This window comes from Alcanivorax sediminis, assembly GCF_009601165.1.
In the GTDB taxonomy this organism is placed as follows: domain Bacteria; phylum Pseudomonadota; class Gammaproteobacteria; order Pseudomonadales; family Alcanivoracaceae; genus Alcanivorax; species Alcanivorax sediminis.
In genome coordinates this window covers 60,002-78,689 of sequence record NZ_WIRE01000002.1, presented here as the reverse complement: position 1 = coordinate 78,689, position 18,688 = coordinate 60,002, and the positions used below count along the sequence as shown (strand labels likewise).

Sequence of the window (18,688 nt, the reverse complement as noted above, 5' to 3'; positions counted from 1 at the left end):
ATTCTGGCCAACGCCCAATGACCCTGAGCCCACCCACCCGCAAGATCATCCATGTGGACTGCGACTGCTTCTATGCAGCCGTTGAGGCCCGTGATGACTCATCCTTGCGTGGCAGGCCAGTGGCCGTAGGGGGCGATCCTCATCGCCGGGGCGTGATTGCTACCTGCAATTATCCGGCGCGGCACTTCGGCGTACATTCCGCCATGGCATCCTCCACGGCGCTGCGGCTGTGCCCGGACCTGGTTATCGTGCCACCCAATTTCGACAAGTACCGTAAAGTGTCTGCCCAGATCCACGAAATCTTCAAACGTTATACCGCGCTCATTGAACCACTGTCACTGGACGAAGCGTATCTGGATGTCTCCCAGAGTGAACAGTTCGAGAATAGCGCAACACGCATTGCCGAAGCGATCCGCGCGGAAGTCCGCCAGCACATAGGCATTACCGTGTCCGCCGGTGTGGCCCCCAACAAGTTTCTCGCCAAGGTGGCCAGCGACTGGCGCAAACCTGATGGCCTGTTCGTGATCACCCCCGCCCAGGTGGATGACTTTGTGGCCAGCCTGCCGGTCAAAAAGATTTCCGGTGTGGGGCGTGTCACCGCAGAAAAGATGGCCAGCCTGAACCTGCACACCTGTGGAGACCTGCAAGGTTTGAGCCGGCTGGAGCTGGCGCAGGCCTTCGGCAGCTTCGGTGAGCGGCTTTACCATCTCAGCCGGGGCGAAGATAACCGTCCGGTACAGACCGGCCGACGGCGCAAGTCCGTGTCGGTGGAGCGTACCTATGACAGTGACCAGCCAACCCTGAAGGAATGGCTGCGGGAACTGGACAGCCTGCTGGACAAGCTCAAGGAACGGTTTGCGAGGCTGGATCAGAACTACCTGATCAGTGGGCTCACCGCCAAGGTGAAGTATCAGGACTTCGTCAGCCTGAGTTGCGACATGGCCGGCACGGACCTGGACCGGGCGCACTTTGAAACACTACTGGAGCAACTGTGGGAACGCCGTCAGGGGCCGGCCAGATTACTCGGGATTGGCGCCAGACTGCGGGATATGAAGGCCCCACAGCAGCCGGATCTGTTTCCTGAGGAATGGGACAGGGCGCTGCGCCAGCGGCGGGGCAAGACCTAGGGACAAGCTACAAGCGGCAACACGGGGAAAGGCAATCGTCACTTTAAGGTTCTCGCTACGCGCTGATAGGTGGGAGCCGCGGAGACCCCAAAGGCTTTCGGGTTACGAATGTAGGTTCTTACTCTGAGTCACACCGGAACTGGCAGCACGAAGCGAAGACATTTCCGGTACCCCAAACCTCCGCTTCGTGTTGTAGCTTGAAGCTTGCCGTTCTCAGTGCACCGAGTGCCCCACCCGCTCCAGCAATTCCGCCGGCATCATGCCATCCATCAATTCGCGGCCACGCTGCTTGACCGGCTCCATCTGGCTGTCCAGGTAGGTATCCAGGGTGGCGACACAATCCGCACAGCGGGTCATCGTGTCGGAATCGGGGTGCTCCGCCAGAGCTTCCACCGCCCTTTCCAGTTCATTGAGATACTTGAGCAACATGTCGTGCGCCCTCACTTCCAGTATTCATGCCGGGGATCGGCAGCCTGTCCAGATTAAGACACTTTCAAGACAAGCACATGACAGAAGTCATGCAGCCAGTATGCCAGTGCCGATATCCCTGTGACGCACACCCGGTGGCAGCGTTCCCCGGGGAATGTAAAAAAGCAGGCAGCCACCCCCTGCTTTCCTTCACAAGCACCCTGACAGCCTTTGCGTTAACCTAGGGGCTGTTTGCGAGGAAACACACTTTATGACCAAGACGGTATCAACAATTGTTGCCCCCGAGGGCAGCCTGGAAGTACTCAGCCAGCACGAAGTGGAGCGCCTGCGGGATACCTCCAGCAGCGGCCTCCATGATCTTTTCCGGCGCTGTGCGCTGGCGGTACTGAACTGCGGCACGCCCACCGATGACAGCCGCGAAGTACTGGAGACCTACCGGAGTTTCGAGATCGAGGTCATCCAGGAGGACCGCGGCCTGCGGCTCAAACTGGAGAACGCCCCTGCCGGTGCCTTTGTGGACGGACGCATGATTCGCGGTATCCGTGAACACCTGTCAGCGGTACTGCGCGATATTGTCTATGTATCCAACGAGATCCAGAACAACGACAGCTTCGATCTCAACAACAGCCAGGGCATCACCAATGCGGTGTTCCATATCCTGCGTAACGCAGGCGCCCTGAAATCCGGCTCCACCCCCAACATGGTGGTGTGCTGGGGGGGCCACAGCATTTCCCGTGAAGAATACGACTACAGCAAGAGCGTGGGGTATCAGCTCGGGCTGCGTCACAAGGACATTTGCACCGGCTGCGGACCCGGTGCCATGAAGGGCCCCATGAAAGGCGCCCATGTAGCCCATGCCAAACAGCGTTTCGACGGCGGCCGTTATTTGGGGATCTCTGAGCCTGGCATCATTGCCGCCGAGGCTCCCAACCCGATTGTGAACGAGCTGGTGATCATGCCAGACATCGAAAAACGGCTGGAAGCGTTTTTGCGGGTGGGCCACGGCATCATCGTGTTCCCCGGCGGCGTGGGTACCACGGAAGAAATTCTCTATCTGCTGGGCGTACTGATGCACCCGGACAATGCCGATATGCCGTTACCGGTGGTATTGACCGGCCCGGCCAGCAGTGCCCCCTACTTCGAGCAGGTGGACGCCTTTATCCGCGCCACGCTGGGAGACAAGGCCGCTGACCGCTACCAGATCATCATCGACGATCCCAGCGCTGTGGCCACGGCCATGTGCCATGGCATCGACCGGCTCACCCTGTTCCGCCGCGATAATGACGATGCGTTCTATTTCAACTGGCGCCTGACCGTGCCGCTGGAATTCCAGCAGCCGTTCATACCGACCCACGAAGCCATGGCCGGTCTCAATCTGGGCAATGATCAGCCGGTACACGAGCTGGCCGCCAACCTGCGCAGAGCCTTCTCCGGTATCGTTGCGGGCAACGTGAAAGAACAAGGCATCCACGCCATTGAACAGTATGGGCCTTACCAGCTTCATGCCCCCGGCGAGCTAATGACCCGACTGGACCACCTGCTCAACGCCTTCGTCGCGCAGCACCGCATGAAGTTGCCGGGAACCCACTACGAACCCTGTTATGAGTTGATGGGGTGAAAGGCAGCGGGGAGTCGTGGGCTGTGAGCCACAAGGAAAACCCGGCCATACACACAAAGCGATAAGGCAGTAGCGAGTCACGGGTTTCGAGTGGCGAAAACCTTTAAACAACGCGTTTTTGCTTTTGCCTTTCGAAACTCGCTTCTCGTTACTCGCAGCTCACCGCTCGCAAAAACGAAAACGAAAACGAAAACCAAAAAGCCCCGGTAAACCGGGGCTTTTTCGTTTCAGCTCATCGCTGGCAGCGGCCTTAACGCGGCTGCATACGGATACCGCCATCGATACGGATGGTTTCGCCGTTGAGGAACTTGTTCTCGATCATGTGGCAAACCAGCTGACCGTATTCTTCCGGGTGCCCCAGACGCTTGGGGAACTGGGTCATTTCGATCAGCGGCTGCTTCACCTTGTCCGGAGCAGCGTTCATCAGCGGGGTATTGAAGATACCCGGGGCGATGGTGTTGCAACGGATGCCCAGCGGAGCCAGATCACGGGCGATCGGCAGAGTCATGCCGACCACTGCACCTTTGGTGGCAGAGTAGGCAACCTGACCCACCTGACCGTCGAAAGCCGCAACGGAAGCAGTGTTCACAATCAGACCACGCTCGTTGTCTTCGCCCGGCTCGTTCTCGGCCATGGCCGCCGCCGCCAGACGGGTCACGTTGAAGGTACCGATCAGGTTGATCTGTACCACCTTGCTGAACACACCCAGGTCGTGAGGCTTGTTTTCACGGCCAACGGTCTTCATGGCAGAGCCTACGCCAGCGCAGTTAACGGCGACATGGACAGCACCGAACTTGTCCAGGGTGGCTGCAATGGCCGCTTGTACAGAGGCTTCGTCGGTCACGTCGGTCTTGATGAATGCCGCGTTGTCGCCCAGGTCCGCAGCAACCTGCACACCCTGCTCTTCATTCAGGTCCAGGATCATCACTTTGCCACCCTTTGCAACGATAGCCTGGGCAGTGGCGTGACCGAGACCGGATGCGCCACCGGTGATAACAGCAACTTTATCGGTAATGTTCATATGCTCTCCTTGGATGTGGGGCCATGAGGCGCCAATGAAACACAAACAATGTGACCCGTTTTTCAATGACGCCGAAACAATGCCCGGAGTATACCCACCACTCACAAACGGCTCATTGTTGCTTTCGCTCAATCCGCCAGTGTTTTAAGGTGAGATTGCGTCAATGGAGAGTGGCGCATGACTCCAGGACACGGGAGGGAAAACCTTGCCAGAGACCGTCCGACAGGAAAAGACATTCACGCTGGGGCGCACCTACACACGAGTACGCCAGTTCAGCGAGCAACTATGTGCCCCGCTCTTGCCGGAAGACATGGGCCTCCAGGCCTGTCCCGACGTGAGCCCGCCACGCTGGCATCTGGCCCATACCACCTGGTTCTTCGAGACGTTTCTGCTGATCCCGCACCTGCCCGGCTACCTCCCTCCCAATCCGGCTTTCGAGTACCTGTTCAACAGCTACTACAACGGCATCGGAGAGCAATACCCTCGTCCGCAGCGCCACCTGCTGTCGCGCCCCACCAATCAGGAAGTCATCCGCTGGCGGCATCATGTGGATCTGGCCATGGGGCAACTGATCGAGGCACGCCCTGATCTGGAAGCACTGGTCACCCTGGGCCTGAACCATGAACAGCAGCATCAGGAACTGCTGCTGACGGATCTGAAATACAGCCTCTCATTCAATCCACTGGCCCCGGCGATTGCGCAGGCACTTCCCGCCCAGGGTGAGCCGGCGCCCGCCCTCACCTTTCAGGACTTCGCTGGCGGCAAAGTTGCACACGGCGCCACCCCGGAGGACGGCTTTTGCTTCGATAATGAGCAGCCACGTCACCCCATCTGGTTAAGCCCCTACCGGCTGGCCAACCGTCCTGTCAGTAATGGGGAGTTTCGGGATTTCATCAACGACGGCGGCTACCGCCGACCTGAGCTGTGGTTATCCGATGGCTGGGCCTGGGTACAGCAGCACCAGATCCACCGACCGCTTTACTGGCAAGGTGACCTGCTTAACCACTGGACATTGGCAGGTGTTCAACCGATCAGCCCCGGCCAGATTCTCGCCCATGTGAATTACTACGAAGCCGATGCCTATGCCCGCTGGGCCGGCTACCGCCTGCCCACAGAACAGGAATGGGAACATGCCGCCAGACAAAGCCAGGCAGAGGGCAGCTTTGCAGACCATGCCCGCTATCAGCCCGGCATGGCGACCAGCGCGCCCCTCAGCCACATGCTCGGTGACGTCTGGGAATGGACCGCCAGCGCCTACCTGCCCTACCCGGGTTTTCAGACAGCAGCAGGGGCGGTCGGTGAATACAACGGCAAGTTCATGTGCAACCAGATGGTATTGCGTGGCGGCTCCTGTGCCACCAGCCGGGATCATATCCGGGCCAGTTACCGTAACTTTTTCTACCCGCACCATCGCTGGCAGTTCAGCGGTATCCGGCTGGCAGCCGACAACTAGACAAAGAACAACCCTGCCCTCAGAGGTGATCATGAAACAGGCAATGCCGGTCAATGAGCAGCAACTGGGCCCCAATCTGACCTTTTACGACCTGCACCCTCCCGCCACCGATATGCTGGAGGAGGTCACCCGTTCACTGACGGCCCCACGCCCTCACTTGCACCCCAAATACTTCTACGATGAGGCCGGTTCGCGCCTGTTCGATGCCATCACCACCACCGAGGAGTACTACCCCACCCGCACCGAAGCCGCCTTGCTGGCCCGCTACAGTAGCGAGATTCAGGCTCAGCTGGGGCACGCGAACACGATAGCCGAGCCGGGTGCCGGCAGCTGCCAGAAAGTGCGTTTACTGCTTGAGCGCTGGTCCCCGGAGCGCTATATGCCGCTGGAGATTTCCCGGGACTGTCTGCTGCAGTCCACACGCCAGCTGTCGCGGGATTTCCCAGAGGTACAGATCGATGCGGTCTGCGCCGACTACTGCCAGGCCCTGTCACTACCTGCAGACAACCTGCCGGGAGGAAGGGTGGTGTTCTTCCCCGGCTCCACTATCGGAAATTTCGACCCCGCCGAGCGCTCTGCATTCTTGCGTGGACTGCATCATCTGGCGGGGCCCGGAGGAGCACTGCTGATTGGCGCTGATCTGCAGAAGGAGGCTTCCCGACTCAACGCGGCCTACAACGATGCCCAGGGCCTCACCGCCGCCTTCAACCTGAATGCGCTACATCATCTGAATAACGCACTGGGCTGCCAGTTCGATGTGAACAACATGCGCCATGTGGCGTTCTATAACGAGACGGCGCAGCGCATTGAAATGCACCTGGAATGCCTGTGTGATCAGGAATTACACCTTGGCCATCATCAGATCACTCTCAAAGGAGGCACCCGCATCCACACCGAGAATTCCTACAAATTCACCGTGGAAGGCTTTACCCGGGAGTTGATGGACGCCGGCTTTCGCCCCAGAGGCTGCTGGACAGATTCCGACGACCTTTTCAGCTTGCATCTGGCCTCGACTGACTAATCTGATCATCCCGGCGTGTCGTTTGGCGATAGGCAATAGTGTGAACTGAGTCTGGTAACGGTATACTGAACCGCGTTCTCACCCCCTAACGACCAAGAATGACACCAATGCCACGATGGGGAGTGGCCGAGGGAGCCCGGATGCTTGAACTGATCAGCGCGGCGCGCAGACGTAAACGCCCGCCTACACACCAGCTATTTGATGTGGTCACTCTGGAATTTAGAGTAGGCCTGCTGGATATCGACCTGAACATGCATCTGAACAATGCCAAGTATCTCAAGTTCATGGATCGAAGCCGACTGGAACACGCCGTTGTTACCGGCAGCCTCAATCGCATGATTGAAGCGCGCTGCAACGTGGTCGTAGCCAACACCGAAATTGCCTACATCCGTGAACTGCGCCCCTACCAGCAATTCCAGGTACACACCCGCATCCTTGGCTGGGATGACAAGTACGTCTACTACGATCAGCGCTTTGAATCCCAGCGCAAGCTGCATACCCATGCCCTGGTGCGCGTGGTCAACGTCCACGGCGGCAAGTCCATCAGCCCGCAGTCGGCCCAGGACATCACGGGTATGCACCTGAACTCTCCGCCGCTGCCAGAGTATGTGGAACAGTGGAAACGATTGCTGCAGTCGAAGAAGCGGTTGACGGAAACGGACTGACTGCGAGTTTCGAGTTTCGAGTTTCGAGTTTCGAGTTTCGAGTTTCGAGTTTCGAGTTTCGAGTTTCGAAGATCAAACCCTGAACCTTCGCACTTGCGAAGTTTTCTCTTTCGAAACTGGCTACTCTTCACTCGCCAACCAGGAAAACCAAACCAAAAGCCCCGGATTACCGGGGCTTTTGCGTGTTGCATGCAGTGTAATGCGTGATGCGTTTATTCAACCGAATACGTATAGAACGGGGCCCAGCGAGGCTCCTTGTTCATCCGGTCGGCATAGTAGACACCTGGCTCATCCAGACGCAGGTCGGCGATTTCGCGCAAGGCAATCGCTTTAGGCACTTGCTGGAGCGGACCAGACTGCTGGTACTCTTCCGGGTTGGCCACGATCTCGGTCAGATCCAGCGGGCTCAGTTCGGAGTAGCGGAAGTAATAGTCCTTGCCACCCTCAATCTTGAGGTCCATGTCGAACACCATCTTCAGGTAAAGCACACTCAGGGGACGACGGGCATAGAATTCATGGGTGCCGGCAGGCAGCTCCAGCCAGCTGTAGGCACCGGCCTTGAGGCCGAACAGCTGGGTAGAATCCAGGAAAAATACCGGCGCCTGCACTTCTTCATACCCCCAACGGGTAATCGGCCGGTAGATGTAAACCATGGAGTTACGAGGATCCAGGGACTCAATCGGATCGAAGGTCTTGCCACCAGGCGCATCCAGAAAGGCCCCAGGCGTAGAAGGAATACCCATCCCTACTCCGGAACACCCGGACAGCATCAGGCTGAGCAATGCCAGCCACACAACCAATCGCATTATTATTCTCCATTGGTACCGTGGCTCTTGAACGGCCCGGACCTGTTATTATTGCGCCTTTCCTGCCCGCCCCCGGGATTCGGGACAACCGGGAGATTGCGAGGCTTGCCAATATAGTGCCTTCAACAATCGCTAACTATGGCCGATTTGACCGTTTTGCTCAAGATAGCGGCAACCAGGTCCCGTCGTCACTTTACAGGCATCCAGGCTCCCCGCCCCGCAGGGATTTCTGGTAATCTTTCGCCATGTCCGTAAATCGTATCCGCACCCCCTGTATTGGCGTCTGTTCCACCGTGTTTGGCGACACGGTGTGCCGTGGCTGTCGCCGCTTCAGCCATGAAGTGGTGGACTGGAATGCCTACACCAACGAGCAGAAGAGCATTGTCTGGAAACGGCTCGATCTGCTGCTGTGTCAGGTGGTAGACAACTACTTCCAGGTGGCCGATGCGACTCAGCTGGCAGAGCAAATGGCGTTCCAGAACCTGCGTTACCAGACTCAGCTGTCTCCCCAGGGATGGATTCCGGAGCTGCTCAAGGCCGCCGGCAAGCAGGCTATCCCCTACGATCGCTTCGGATTGATCCCGCTCTCTACCACCCAGGGCCTGACCCCGCGTCAACTCTACGAGCAAATCAGTGTCGAGTGCCATGCGCTCTCCCAGGCCCACTATGACCGCTCCTATGCTCGCCCGGTAAGGCTCGTTGCCGAACTCACCGAGTTGGCGGCACGGGAAAAAGGGCTGATCTAGTTTCGAGTTTCGAGTTTCGAAGATCCAACCCCGTAACCCTGATACCGACAAGAGTTTTGCCTTTCGCAACTCGCCACTCGTCTCTCGCAGCTGCTTTCATTTGTCCCAATCTGACTCTTCACCCCCCCTTTCACCACTACATCAAGCAATGGCACATTAACGGAATGAACATTCATTATTCATTTCGCAGGTGAGCCATGGCTACAGCCACATCCATCGCAAACACCGCTTCCCGCCCCGCCAGGGAAGGGGGAAAACGGGAACAGATTATCAAGGCAGCTTTGCAGGTATTTGCCGAGCACGGTCTGCATGGCACCCCTGTCCCCCCCATCGCCGACAAGGCCGGCGTGGGTGTGGGCACCCTGTACCGGTACTTTGACAGTAAGGAAGCGCTTATTAATGCCACCTTCTGTGATGCCAAGCAGCGCCTGCAGGATCGGCTGCTGGCGGATCTGGATCTGTTGAATCCCAGCCGCGCCCTGTTCGATACCCTGTGGGCCAGGCTTACCGCCTTCGCCCGCGAAGAACCCCAGGCATTTCAGTTTCTGGAAATGCAGGATCACCACAGTTACCTCACCCCGGAAAGTCGCAGCTGCGAACAGGCCCTGCTTATCCCGCTGGGCATGATGGTGATCATTGGGCAACGCAATGGCCTGCTGAGTGACCGGCTCAAACCCGATCTGGCCATCGCGCTGTTTTGGGGCGCCTTTGTCGGCGTATTCAAGGCAGAGCGACTCAATTACCTGACGCTGAACAACGAGGACCTGAAGCAGGCACGGGATGCCTGCTGGCTGGCCATCGCCAATCACCACCCTGAAGGAACAACCCCATGACGCACGCGACTCTCTCAAGACCCGCCATCATGAAACCGGCACACGTTGTGATCACCGGTGGCGCTGGCGCCATTGGCAGCGCACTGGCTGAACAGTTTCGCAGCCATCATCCTGACGTAGCCCTCACTCTGGTAGACCTCAATCCGGAGGCTTTGCAGACCGTGGCCAGCCAGCACGGAGCCCATGCCGAGGTATGCGATCTCACGGACATCGACGCCCTGCCCGGCTGGTGGCAGTCCCTGGTGGAACGTCATGGCCCGGTGGATGTGCTGGTCAACTGCGCCGGGATCATGGACATCATGACCCTGGCCGGCACTGGCTGGGAACGAGGCAAGCGCAGCATGGACATCAATTACATTGCCCCCATGCGGCTTATGGACCTGGCAGTGCCCGACATGATTGAGAAACGACGTGGTTGCGTGATCAATATTTCCAGCATGGCAGGCCGGGTGCCCATTCGCGGTTGCAGCTACTACGGCGGCGCCAAGGCAGGGCTGGGCATGGCGTCCGAGATTGCCCGGCTCGACCTGAAAAAGGAGGGCGTCAACGTGGTCACCGTATACCCCGGCCCGGTGTACTCCGGACTGGAGAGCCATGCACGCAATCAGGTCAAGCGCGGCGCGATCTCGCGCTTCATTCCCACGGGCAAACCGGACGTGCTGGCCGAGCGCATCTATCACACCTTCCACAAAGGCGGTGCGCGAGTGATCTACCCGGATGTCTACAGCCTGGCCAAACAAGTGGCCAACCTGAACCTGACCAACAAGGCCATGGACTTCTTCAGCCCACAACCGAACCAGTGAAGCGGATACCAGCATGACACAGCAAGCAAACACCCCCATTCATGACGTACTGATTGTCGGTGCGGGCATTAGCGGTATTGGTCTCGGCATCAAGCTGAAAGAGGCCGGCATTGATAACTTTGTGATTCTGGAAAAGGCAGCGGATCTGGGCGGCACCTGGCGGGACAACACCTACCCCGGCTGTGCCTGCGATGTACCGTCCGCCCTGTACTCCTACTCCTTCGCCCAGAAACCGGACTGGACCCGTGCCTTTGCTGGCCAGGCAGAAATCCTGGCCTATGTGCGCGACGTGGCAGAGCAGCACCGTATCCCGGACAGCATTCACTTCAATCAGGGCGTGGAACGTGCACAGTGGCGCGAAGAGAAAAGCCTCTGGGAAGTGCAAACCGCAGATCAACTCTATTTGGCCCGCACCGTCGTGGCGTGTTCCGGTTATCTGCATGAGCCGATCATCCCGGCCATTCCTGGCCTGAAAGAATTCAGCGGCACCCTGTTTCATTCCTCTCGCTGGGATCACGACCATGACCTGGCAGGAGAGCGTGTCGCCGTCGTCGGCACCGGCGCATCCGCTATCCAGTTCGTGCCGGAAATCCAGCCCAAAGTGAAACAGCTGACGCTGTTCCAGCGCACTCCACAATGGGTGCTGCCGAAACCGGATCACAGCATTCCCAAAGTGGAAGAACACTTTTTCCGCCTGCCCTTCACCCTGAATGCCTGGCGCAAGATGCTCTACGGTGGCTTTGAAACATTCGGCATCGGTTTCCGCCGGCCAGCCATCCTCAAACAGATTCAGAAGCTGGGCCTTGCCCACCTGAAAGTGGCCATCAAGGATCCGGCACTGCGCGCCAAGCTGACCCCCGATTACACCCTGGGTTGTAAACGGGTACTGATGAGCAACAACTATTACCCGACGCTGAACAAGAGCAATGTGGACGTATTCCATACCGGCCTGAAAGAAGTCCGCGGCAATACGCTGGTCGGACAGGATGGCAGCGAATGCGAGGTAGACACCATCATCCTCGGCACCGGTTTTTTCGTCACCGAACCGCCCATTGCCAATCACATTTACAACGCTGCCGGGGAATCCCTCAGCGACATGTGGAAAGACGGCATGCAGGCCTACCGTGGCACCACCATTGCCGGGCTGCCCAATGCGTTTATGGTGCTCGGCCCAAATCTGGGTATCGGCCACAACTCGGCCTTCATCGTGATTGAAGCGCAAATCAACTATATCGTCAGCACCCTCACCACCATGCGTGATCAGCAGCTGCAACGCATAGAGGTCAAAGCGGAAGTGCAGCGGGACTACAACCACAAAGTGCAAAAAGACCTGCAAGGTACGGTCTGGAACACTGGCGGTTGCTCCAGCTACTACCTCGACAAGAACGGTTTCAACAGTGTGGGCTTTCCCTGGAGCACACTGGAAATGCAGCGACTGCTGAAGCAGTTCGACAGTGACAACTACACCCTGACGCCGGCCACCCAGCCCGTCTTCTAGCTTGTAAAGGTTAAGACCATGCCCAAAGACAACACACCCTCCACACCACGCCGCGCTCTGGTACTGGGCTGCGGCGGTGTCGCCGGCGGCGCCTGGAGCATTGCAGCCCTGCATCATCTGGAGCAGCAACTTGACTGGGACTGCCGCGACGCCGATGTGCTGATCGGCACCTCCGCAGGCGCGGTGCTCGCCGCCCTGCTTGGCAGCGGCATCAGCGTCGAGCAGCTGCTGGCCTGCCAGCAAGGGACCAGTGACCGCTGCCAGTGGAATCATGACACCGACACCGGTGGCGCCCTGCCGCCGTTGCCAGGCGCACGCTTCACCGGCAAGTCTCTGGTCATGAAAGGGCTTCGCGGCGAAGTTTCCGCACTGACCGCCATCTGTGGTGCGCTTCCTGCCGGCCAGTTCGACATGCACGCCTTCAGAAAGCTGATCAACGATGCTGCCCACGGCAAGGACTGGGTCGATCACCCGGCCACCTGGATCATGGCGGTGGATACTGACACCGGCAAACGCATTCCTTTTGGCAAGGGTGGCGCTCCCAAAGCCAGCATCGCCGATGCGGTGTGTGCTTCCTATGGCGTGCCTTTCTGGTGCCCCCCTGTCACCGTGGATAACCGCAGCTACATTGATGGCGGCGTGGCCTCGCCGGTATCGGCAGACATGCTGGTCGACAGTGCGGTAGACGAAGTCATCGTGCTTGCCCCCATGGCCTCCCGACAGCCAGACAAACCCTGGCATCCATTCGAACGCATTGAACGATCGGTTCGCCGCTACATGACGTCGGTGGTTGACCGGGAAGTGGCAGCCCTGGAAAAAGCCGGAAAAAAAGTGATTCGCATTGAACCCGTTGCCGAGGATCTGAAAGCCTTCGGTTACAACATGATGGATCCGGGCAGAAGACAGCGGGTACTCAAGACTGCCCTGGGTACCGCGCCCTCCACAGTAAAGACTGCCCTGGCATAGCGCATTCGAAAGCCTGTCGCCGGCAAGCAGCCCGTCTCCACGGGTAATCCAGATAAAACAAAGCCACCATAGCTCGGTCTATGGTGGCTTCAAGGGCAGACCTTCACGTTATCAGTACTGGCGATCCGGCGAGGGACAGTCTACGCCATTAGCAGAATCTGCGTTTTCTGGCATCAGCACACTGATATTCCAGGAAACATTGAGCTTGCTTTGAATTGCCGAATCAAACTGCTCTTTACCAAAGGAGTGACTACCTGATTTGGTCTGTGTTTCAAGACTGAAGTTATCTACATCATAAGTGGAGGTATGTTCACTGCTTCCTACCGTCACTTTTCTCCAGGTACCTGCAACCAGCACCTCAGGCTGATTAAGGAAGATTTTCATTTTGCGACTGGCATCAAGCTTAAAATAGAAAGGGCCATAATCATCTGGATGACGAACCTTGCTGTACAGCCACTTCTCATTGTTCGCATCAGGAAAATCCGGATCCTTGATGATCACACTGAAAGCGACTTTGGAATCATCCGCAACTTCATCTCCGATGGAGAATTTCACACCGACACATACATCCGAGCCATCGAGAGGGTTCAGCTTGAGCTTACGCTCATCGAAATCGGAGAAGGCATACTTGTCCTGGTCGGTATTGGCAACTTCAGGATTGGTTCCTGCCGTTCTTTCGGCGCCATCCAGAAGCAGATCGCTGTCTGCATCCGCTATGAGCGGATCGGAAACCACATCCAACGGATCCTGGCCGACCACTCGCACAGTCCAGCCGTCCAATTCAGCCTGGTCACCCAATTTGTCGCGGTCAGTGTCCCAGTGCAAAGGATCTGTCTCAATGCCGGCAGCGCCGCCAAACAACTCTTCTTCATCCGAACGACCATCGCTGTCGGTATCGCTTACTCTGGGGTGGGTCCCGTTCTCACGCTCTAGTCCATCCAGCAGCAGGTCGCCGTCTGTATCCGGGTTGGTGGGGTCGGAATCCGGAAGCAGCCCCCCGAACAACGTAATACAGTCCTGCAGATCAGCAGCATTAAGACTGCATGTTCCTGTCACTTCAACATTTTGGCCAGGGATGATAAGGGGAGAAATGATCGTTGCCGTTACCGGCCAACCGTTGTTCTCCTCAAAGCCTTTCAGTCCATCGCCATCGAGGTCCTCCAGGTTACTGATATCATCGATCGTCGGGTTCGCGAACAATGGCAGTTCACCACCATCAGACACCCCATCTCCATCACTGTCCCGATCCAGCGGGTCGGTCTTGCACAACACCGGCCGTAAATCAGGGTAAGGAGAAGGCGCCGGTGCCGCTGTGGGTTCGCAAATCTCATGATCCCTTGTGGTGTCTGCAGGTAACAGGCTACTCCCCACATCCTTGAGGAAGACCAGATACCCGTGGATCTCCTCGAAATCGGTCAACCCATCGCCGTCTGTATCGCGTTTCTTCGGATCAGTGCGATAGAAGCTTTCCGGTGTTCCGGCGATCGCCTCGTTGCTGTATTCCTGATCATCAGTAAGACCATCGAAATCCGTGTCATCCGAATTACAGCTTGAAAAGGCTTCATAGTTTGTCCCCTTAACCAGCTCGATCGTCCAGACATTAGCCGGATTCTCTCTGGCCCCTGACGGAAGTCGAGGCTCGCCAAAGACTTCAAAATAATCACTAAGGGAATCGCCATCGGAATTGGCTTCGTTATCGGAGCAACTATGCAAAGCCTCTAGGCGGGCAGGAATCCTGTCACTGTCCCTGTCCTGCACATAGGCCATGCTGATACCGGTACCGGAGAACAACTGCTGATCATCCGCTTTAAGATCGCCGCTACCGAACGATAGCGCCCCACCCATGATCAGACCCGTTGGCGTCAGTATGGTCCAGCCACTTTGCGTCTCAGGGTTTCCCTCACTTTGTCGGATTCGGGTAATACGCTCGATACCACTGGCATCCACCGTGGTCGCATAGCTATTGAAACGCTCAGCTTCGTTCTGGGTATCATTGCCGGCTGCGTAGTGCTTTAGACCCAGTACATCCTGCATGACATCATGAAAAACAACGCCGATATTCTTTCCGGCAGGATCAAACGCCAGTGGACTGGTGGTGTCAGAATCCAGAAGACCATAGTAATAACGCAACTCGCTTTCGCTGATCCCCGCCTGCACCGCCAACTTGCTCGCCAAACGCCCGACCGGCTGACCAAAACTACTCGCCACACGGTAGTATTCCGTGGCCGGCTCTCCACCAAAGTCCAGACTTAGAGAAACCGTTCTATCAATCACTTCCTGGGAACTGAAAGCAAAGTTCCGTCCACTCTCATCTTCGATATTGTAGTTGGCGATCTTGAAGATCACACCACTGGGACTCTCCATCAACCGCTCAACCTGACCCGGAAAGATATCCTTGGCAGAGAAAATCAGCGGCCCCACTTCGCCTCGCAATGGCCCGAGATTGAACTGGTTATCTGTAGTATCGGCTGGCACCAGAGTGGCTACCGGCACATAGTTTCCAGGGTTACGGACATCATCCACCAACGCAGTGATCTGCAAGTCTTTAAGAGTAAAAGCCACATCCCCCGCAGTGGACAAATAAACCAGTGTGCTGATCCTCGCGTCCTGGACAGTCCGGGTCACACTGGTGCCCTGTGACACTTCCTGTGAACTGGCCAGAGACTTGTTGTATTCTTCCTGCGTGGCCTTGGTGCTTTCGTCAGACCAGGATGAAGACCAGCTATGTTCATATCCGGCGCTGACTTCCACGCTACCGGACAGTTTGAAGCTGGGCTTGATGGTGTTCAGCTCATAACCCTGCTTCACCGTCACACCGGCGGATACCTTGTCGTTGACCTCTGACGTTTTCGAGCGTGTTCGTGAATCACTTTGCGACAGCGTGCTGGAAACCGATATATCTTCAGAGGTCGTAGCACCTTCTTCATCGGTTTTCTCTAACCGTACATCCAGCTCCAGCCCAAGACTCTCCACCCGAATGACCGGCTGTGGAAGATCTGCAAGCCGGGCATTACGGTTAGCCAGAATCACTTCATCGCCATCCGTAATCTGGTCACCATCGGTATCACTGAGCAGAGGGGATGTTTTGAAGAAGGACACCTCGGAACCATCTGAAATGCCGTCGCCATCAGAGTCCTGACGGTTCGGGTTGCTGAACAGGCCATTGAATTCGTGCGCGTCAGCAAGACCATCTGCATCGCTGTCACGATTACGGGGGTTGGTACCAAGATTTCGCTCCTGGCTGTCGCTCAGGCCATCTTCGTCCGTATCAGGATTCAAGGGATCACTGCTGACTTCCCGTATGTCTTCATCGCCGCTAGTGTTATATGTCCTTACCAGCCAGCCTCGTTGCTCATCGTTATCAGCAAGACCATCACCATCGGAATCCACAATTCCCGAACCGCTGGCAGGACTACCGGCAAACACCGCTGAGTTCGCGGAAACATATCCCAGACCAGTAATGGGCGTCACTTCTATCTCACGCCCCTGGCGATCTGTCACTCCCACAACCGTCACCCGGTATGTGACTTCGTTCTGTGAAAGCGTGGTCAGCATCACCGCAGTTCGCGTGGCATTGGCAAATTCGGCGCTGAGCACAGTGAGATAACCCGTCTCACCGTTCACATTCTCCTGTACTACAGAGTAGTTACCGGCTTCTTCCACGGAAGCGGACATGGGCTTGCTAAAACTTACCCGTACCTGAGTATTGCCCGTAGAGATGGCTCCGGTGACCACAGGGGGAGAGGCAGGCGTCGTTGGAGGTGGCGCCACACTGACATCGTCACCAAAGCAACCGGAGAGAGCGGCCGATAACAGTAATACAATTCCTACAGGGCGGACGGTGGAAAACATGATGCTCTCCTCATAAGTGATTGGTAACGTGCATGCCTCATGAATCCAGGCAGAATATGTATTTCATCGATGGGTCACGATTCCGGGAAAGACTTCCCCATGTCATAGCCCTTGATCAGCTCCTGACAATGCACGCCTTCATCAAGATATTTCTCAATACCAAGCAGTGTTAGCTCGGCCCGGCGGCCGCCCTCATGGGTACGATCAGCCTCACCCGAGCCGGGTAATACCCATTCGCCATAACCCACTGCGTGAATACGACTGAGAGCAATGCCTGTCGAGGCCAGATAATCGCGAACCGCTCGGGCTCTTACCTGTGACAGGGCATAGTTATAACTTTCCGTCCCTACTTCATCAGCATGGGCGCGAATTTCAATTTCGATATCATCGGGAAGCGCTCGCAACTCTTCGCTCAGCGCATCAAGACGGCTACGGCTTTGCTCACTGAGGGCTACGGAGGCGGTGTCGAATTCCACGCCGTCAAAATGAAGAATGAAGTCATCACACTGCATGACAACTTGCTCAGCCATTTCAGGTTCCGGTGCAGTCAACACAGATTCAGGTTTTCCGCCGGGATAGAAGTGTTTGACGAGACCAACAGTTGCGACCTGCAGCTGTGAATTGAAGTAGGTATAACCAGCGCGCAACTGCCAGCTATCCGCTGGTGCCCAGCGCAGGCCCAAAACAAGATAGGGGTCGGTTTCGCTGTCACCTTGGACATCGGCATAATAACGGTATTGGCGATCCAGCGAGGCAACCCCAGCCTGAACAAAGGCATCAAGTGCTGGAGCGTATTCATGACGCCAGGTAGCTCCGACACCATATACCTCAAGGTCAGCGAGCCCCCGGGTTGCACCGGTTTCCCGGGAGACGACGTCGGCACTCCCCGCATCCAGCCAGAACAGCTCAGCCCCCCAACGTGATTCAAATTGGTACCCGGCAAATAGCCCCTGTGAAAAGCTGCCGCCCTGATCCCCCGTCAACGTTTCAGAGGGAACATCCAGATCCGAAATAGCAATCCCAGCTCGGTACCCCACATAAAAGGTGCGATCTGGTGATGCCTTCCAGGATCCGGCATAAGTGGAGGACCCTGCCACAACGAGCAATCCGCTGACCAAAAGCGCTACAGGCCAAGAACAGATCATCAATTGGTGCTCCCTAAATCCCAGACAAGGTCCCCACCTTGACGTCAGTACTCTCGATGTCAGAAAGTGAAAGAACGATCATTCACGTGGCAAACATTGTCAAAATCTGTTCATCTGCCGTTTTGGGAGTATAGGGAGCCCACAAAATCACCTGCATCCCCCATTGGTGGGAATTTCAGATTCAAAGTCGATGATTTTGTATCCAGCAGAAAATGGCTTGATGATCGCTAGACAGGCAGAACAACACCCACGCATGCACTCTGCACACATGAGTGTCGCCATTACTGAGGTCGGATTGGCAAGGAATGAAAATGTCGGCTGACGAGCGGGATGAAATCTCAGTGCGTGGACTTAGGACTCCCCTGACTCATTCAGCCCATCGTCGATAATGATCTTGATGTCTTGCATGGCGTTACGGACTTCGAGACTTTCCGCATGGGTGAGCACTCCCAGCACCAGTGCTCCGGCAACCAGCAACACGAGCCACAGTAGCGACCACTTCTCTTTCTCAATCTTCCGCCCGCCACCCACCGCGCTCTGATCGGCTTCATCATCGTGACGACCATGACTGTGCGACCTGCTATCCGTCATAAAAACCTCCTGTGACATTTCCCGTTCTACGCTTGAGAAAGACCGGCTGCAAGGCAATGAAAGAGCGAAGCGATAACTGGAAAAACAGGAAAGGCAGAACGAAAAACGCTGTGA

At 56.8% G+C, this 18,688-nt stretch carries 16 protein-coding genes; 10 read left to right on the top strand and 6 right to left on the bottom strand.

Annotation, left to right across the window (positions count from 1 at the left end; all coding sequences use genetic code 11):
• The first annotated feature begins 17 nt into the window (after positions 1-17).
• A complete protein-coding gene (gene dinB, locus GFN93_RS14825) occupies positions 18-1,127 on the top strand; it encodes a DNA polymerase IV (RefSeq protein WP_153502101.1) in 1,110 nt (369 codons plus the stop codon).
• A gap of 213 nt (positions 1,128-1,340) precedes the next feature.
• Here the strand turns inward: dinB and GFN93_RS14820 are convergent, their stop codons facing one another.
• On the bottom strand, positions 1,341-1,556 hold the full coding sequence (locus GFN93_RS14820; RefSeq protein WP_153502100.1) for a hypothetical protein: 216 nt from the start codon (positions 1,554-1,556) through the stop codon (positions 1,341-1,343).
• 250 nt (positions 1,557-1,806) lie between these two features.
• Here GFN93_RS14820 and ppnN point away from each other — a divergent pair, with 250 nt between their 5' ends.
• A complete protein-coding gene (gene ppnN, locus GFN93_RS14815; protein ID WP_153502099.1) occupies positions 1,807-3,174 on the top strand; it encodes a nucleotide 5'-monophosphate nucleosidase PpnN in 1,368 nt (455 codons plus the stop codon).
• Between the two features lie 250 nt (positions 3,175-3,424).
• Here ppnN and GFN93_RS14810 read toward each other — a convergent pair whose 3' ends face one another.
• Positions 3,425-4,195: a 3-hydroxyacyl-CoA dehydrogenase gene (locus tag GFN93_RS14810; RefSeq protein ID WP_153502098.1), complete on the bottom strand. Its 771-nt coding sequence runs from the start codon at positions 4,193-4,195 to the stop codon at positions 3,425-3,427.
• Positions 4,196-4,400: 205 nt separating this feature from the next.
• On the opposite strand from GFN93_RS14810, the gene egtB reads away from it, so the two are divergent.
• The 3 genes from egtB to GFN93_RS14795 all read left to right on the top strand — a co-directional run bounded on the left by egtB (position 4,401) and on the right by GFN93_RS14795 (position 7,334).
• A complete protein-coding gene (gene egtB, locus GFN93_RS14805; protein ID WP_153502097.1) occupies positions 4,401-5,648 on the top strand; it encodes an ergothioneine biosynthesis protein EgtB in 1,248 nt (415 codons plus the stop codon).
• A 31-nt stretch (positions 5,649-5,679) separates the two neighbouring features.
• Positions 5,680-6,669 carry an L-histidine N(alpha)-methyltransferase gene (gene egtD / locus GFN93_RS14800; RefSeq protein WP_153502096.1) on the top strand — a complete coding sequence of 330 codons (990 nt, stop codon included), beginning with the start codon at positions 5,680-5,682 and terminating at the stop codon, positions 6,667-6,669.
• 140 nt (positions 6,670-6,809) lie between these two features.
• Complete coding sequence (locus tag GFN93_RS14795) at positions 6,810-7,334, top strand: acyl-CoA thioesterase (protein WP_153502095.1); 525 nt, start codon at positions 6,810-6,812, stop codon at positions 7,332-7,334.
• Positions 7,335-7,546: 212 nt separating this feature from the next.
• Here the strand turns inward: GFN93_RS14795 and GFN93_RS14790 are convergent, their stop codons facing one another.
• On the bottom strand, positions 7,547-8,140 hold the full coding sequence (locus GFN93_RS14790; protein WP_208993766.1) for a DUF2846 domain-containing protein: 594 nt from the start codon (positions 8,138-8,140) through the stop codon (positions 7,547-7,549).
• Between the two features lie 245 nt (positions 8,141-8,385).
• Here GFN93_RS14790 and GFN93_RS14785 point away from each other — a divergent pair, with 245 nt between their 5' ends.
• The 5 genes from GFN93_RS14785 (at position 8,386) to GFN93_RS14765 (ending at position 12,986) form a co-directional block, all read left to right on the top strand.
• Complete coding sequence (locus GFN93_RS14785) at positions 8,386-8,886, top strand: DUF1289 domain-containing protein (RefSeq protein WP_153502094.1); 501 nt, start codon at positions 8,386-8,388, stop codon at positions 8,884-8,886.
• Positions 8,887-9,083: 197 nt separating this feature from the next.
• A complete protein-coding gene (locus GFN93_RS14780; protein WP_153502093.1) occupies positions 9,084-9,719 on the top strand; it encodes a TetR/AcrR family transcriptional regulator in 636 nt (211 codons plus the stop codon).
• The gene (locus tag GFN93_RS14775) at positions 9,716-10,522 is read left to right on the top strand and encodes an SDR family NAD(P)-dependent oxidoreductase (protein ID WP_235902074.1); all 807 of its coding nucleotides are present in this window, start codon (positions 9,716-9,718) and stop codon (positions 10,520-10,522) included. The genes GFN93_RS14780 and GFN93_RS14775 overlap by 4 nt, the downstream gene beginning before the upstream one ends.
• 13 nt (positions 10,523-10,535) lie before the next feature.
• Complete coding sequence (locus GFN93_RS14770; RefSeq protein WP_153502092.1) at positions 10,536-12,020, top strand: flavin-containing monooxygenase; 1,485 nt, start codon at positions 10,536-10,538, stop codon at positions 12,018-12,020.
• 18 nt (positions 12,021-12,038) lie between these two features.
• Positions 12,039-12,986: a patatin-like phospholipase family protein gene (locus GFN93_RS14765; RefSeq protein ID WP_153502091.1), complete on the top strand. Its 948-nt coding sequence runs from the start codon at positions 12,039-12,041 to the stop codon at positions 12,984-12,986.
• A 111-nt stretch (positions 12,987-13,097) separates the two neighbouring features.
• Here GFN93_RS14765 and GFN93_RS14760 read toward each other — a convergent pair whose 3' ends face one another.
• From GFN93_RS14760 to GFN93_RS14750, 3 genes are all read right to left on the bottom strand, one after another.
• The gene (locus tag GFN93_RS14760) at positions 13,098-16,838 is read right to left on the bottom strand and encodes a hypothetical protein (RefSeq protein WP_153502090.1); all 3,741 of its coding nucleotides are present in this window, start codon (positions 16,836-16,838) and stop codon (positions 13,098-13,100) included.
• Positions 16,839-16,912: 74 nt separating this feature from the next.
• Positions 16,913-17,983 carry an OmpA family protein gene (locus GFN93_RS14755; protein ID WP_153502089.1) on the bottom strand — a complete coding sequence of 357 codons (1,071 nt, stop codon included), beginning with the start codon at positions 17,981-17,983 and terminating at the stop codon, positions 16,913-16,915.
• 351 nt (positions 17,984-18,334) lie between these two features.
• The gene (locus tag GFN93_RS14750) at positions 18,335-18,574 is read right to left on the bottom strand and encodes a hypothetical protein (protein WP_153502088.1); all 240 of its coding nucleotides are present in this window, start codon (positions 18,572-18,574) and stop codon (positions 18,335-18,337) included.
• Positions 18,575-18,688: the final 114 nt, after the last annotated feature.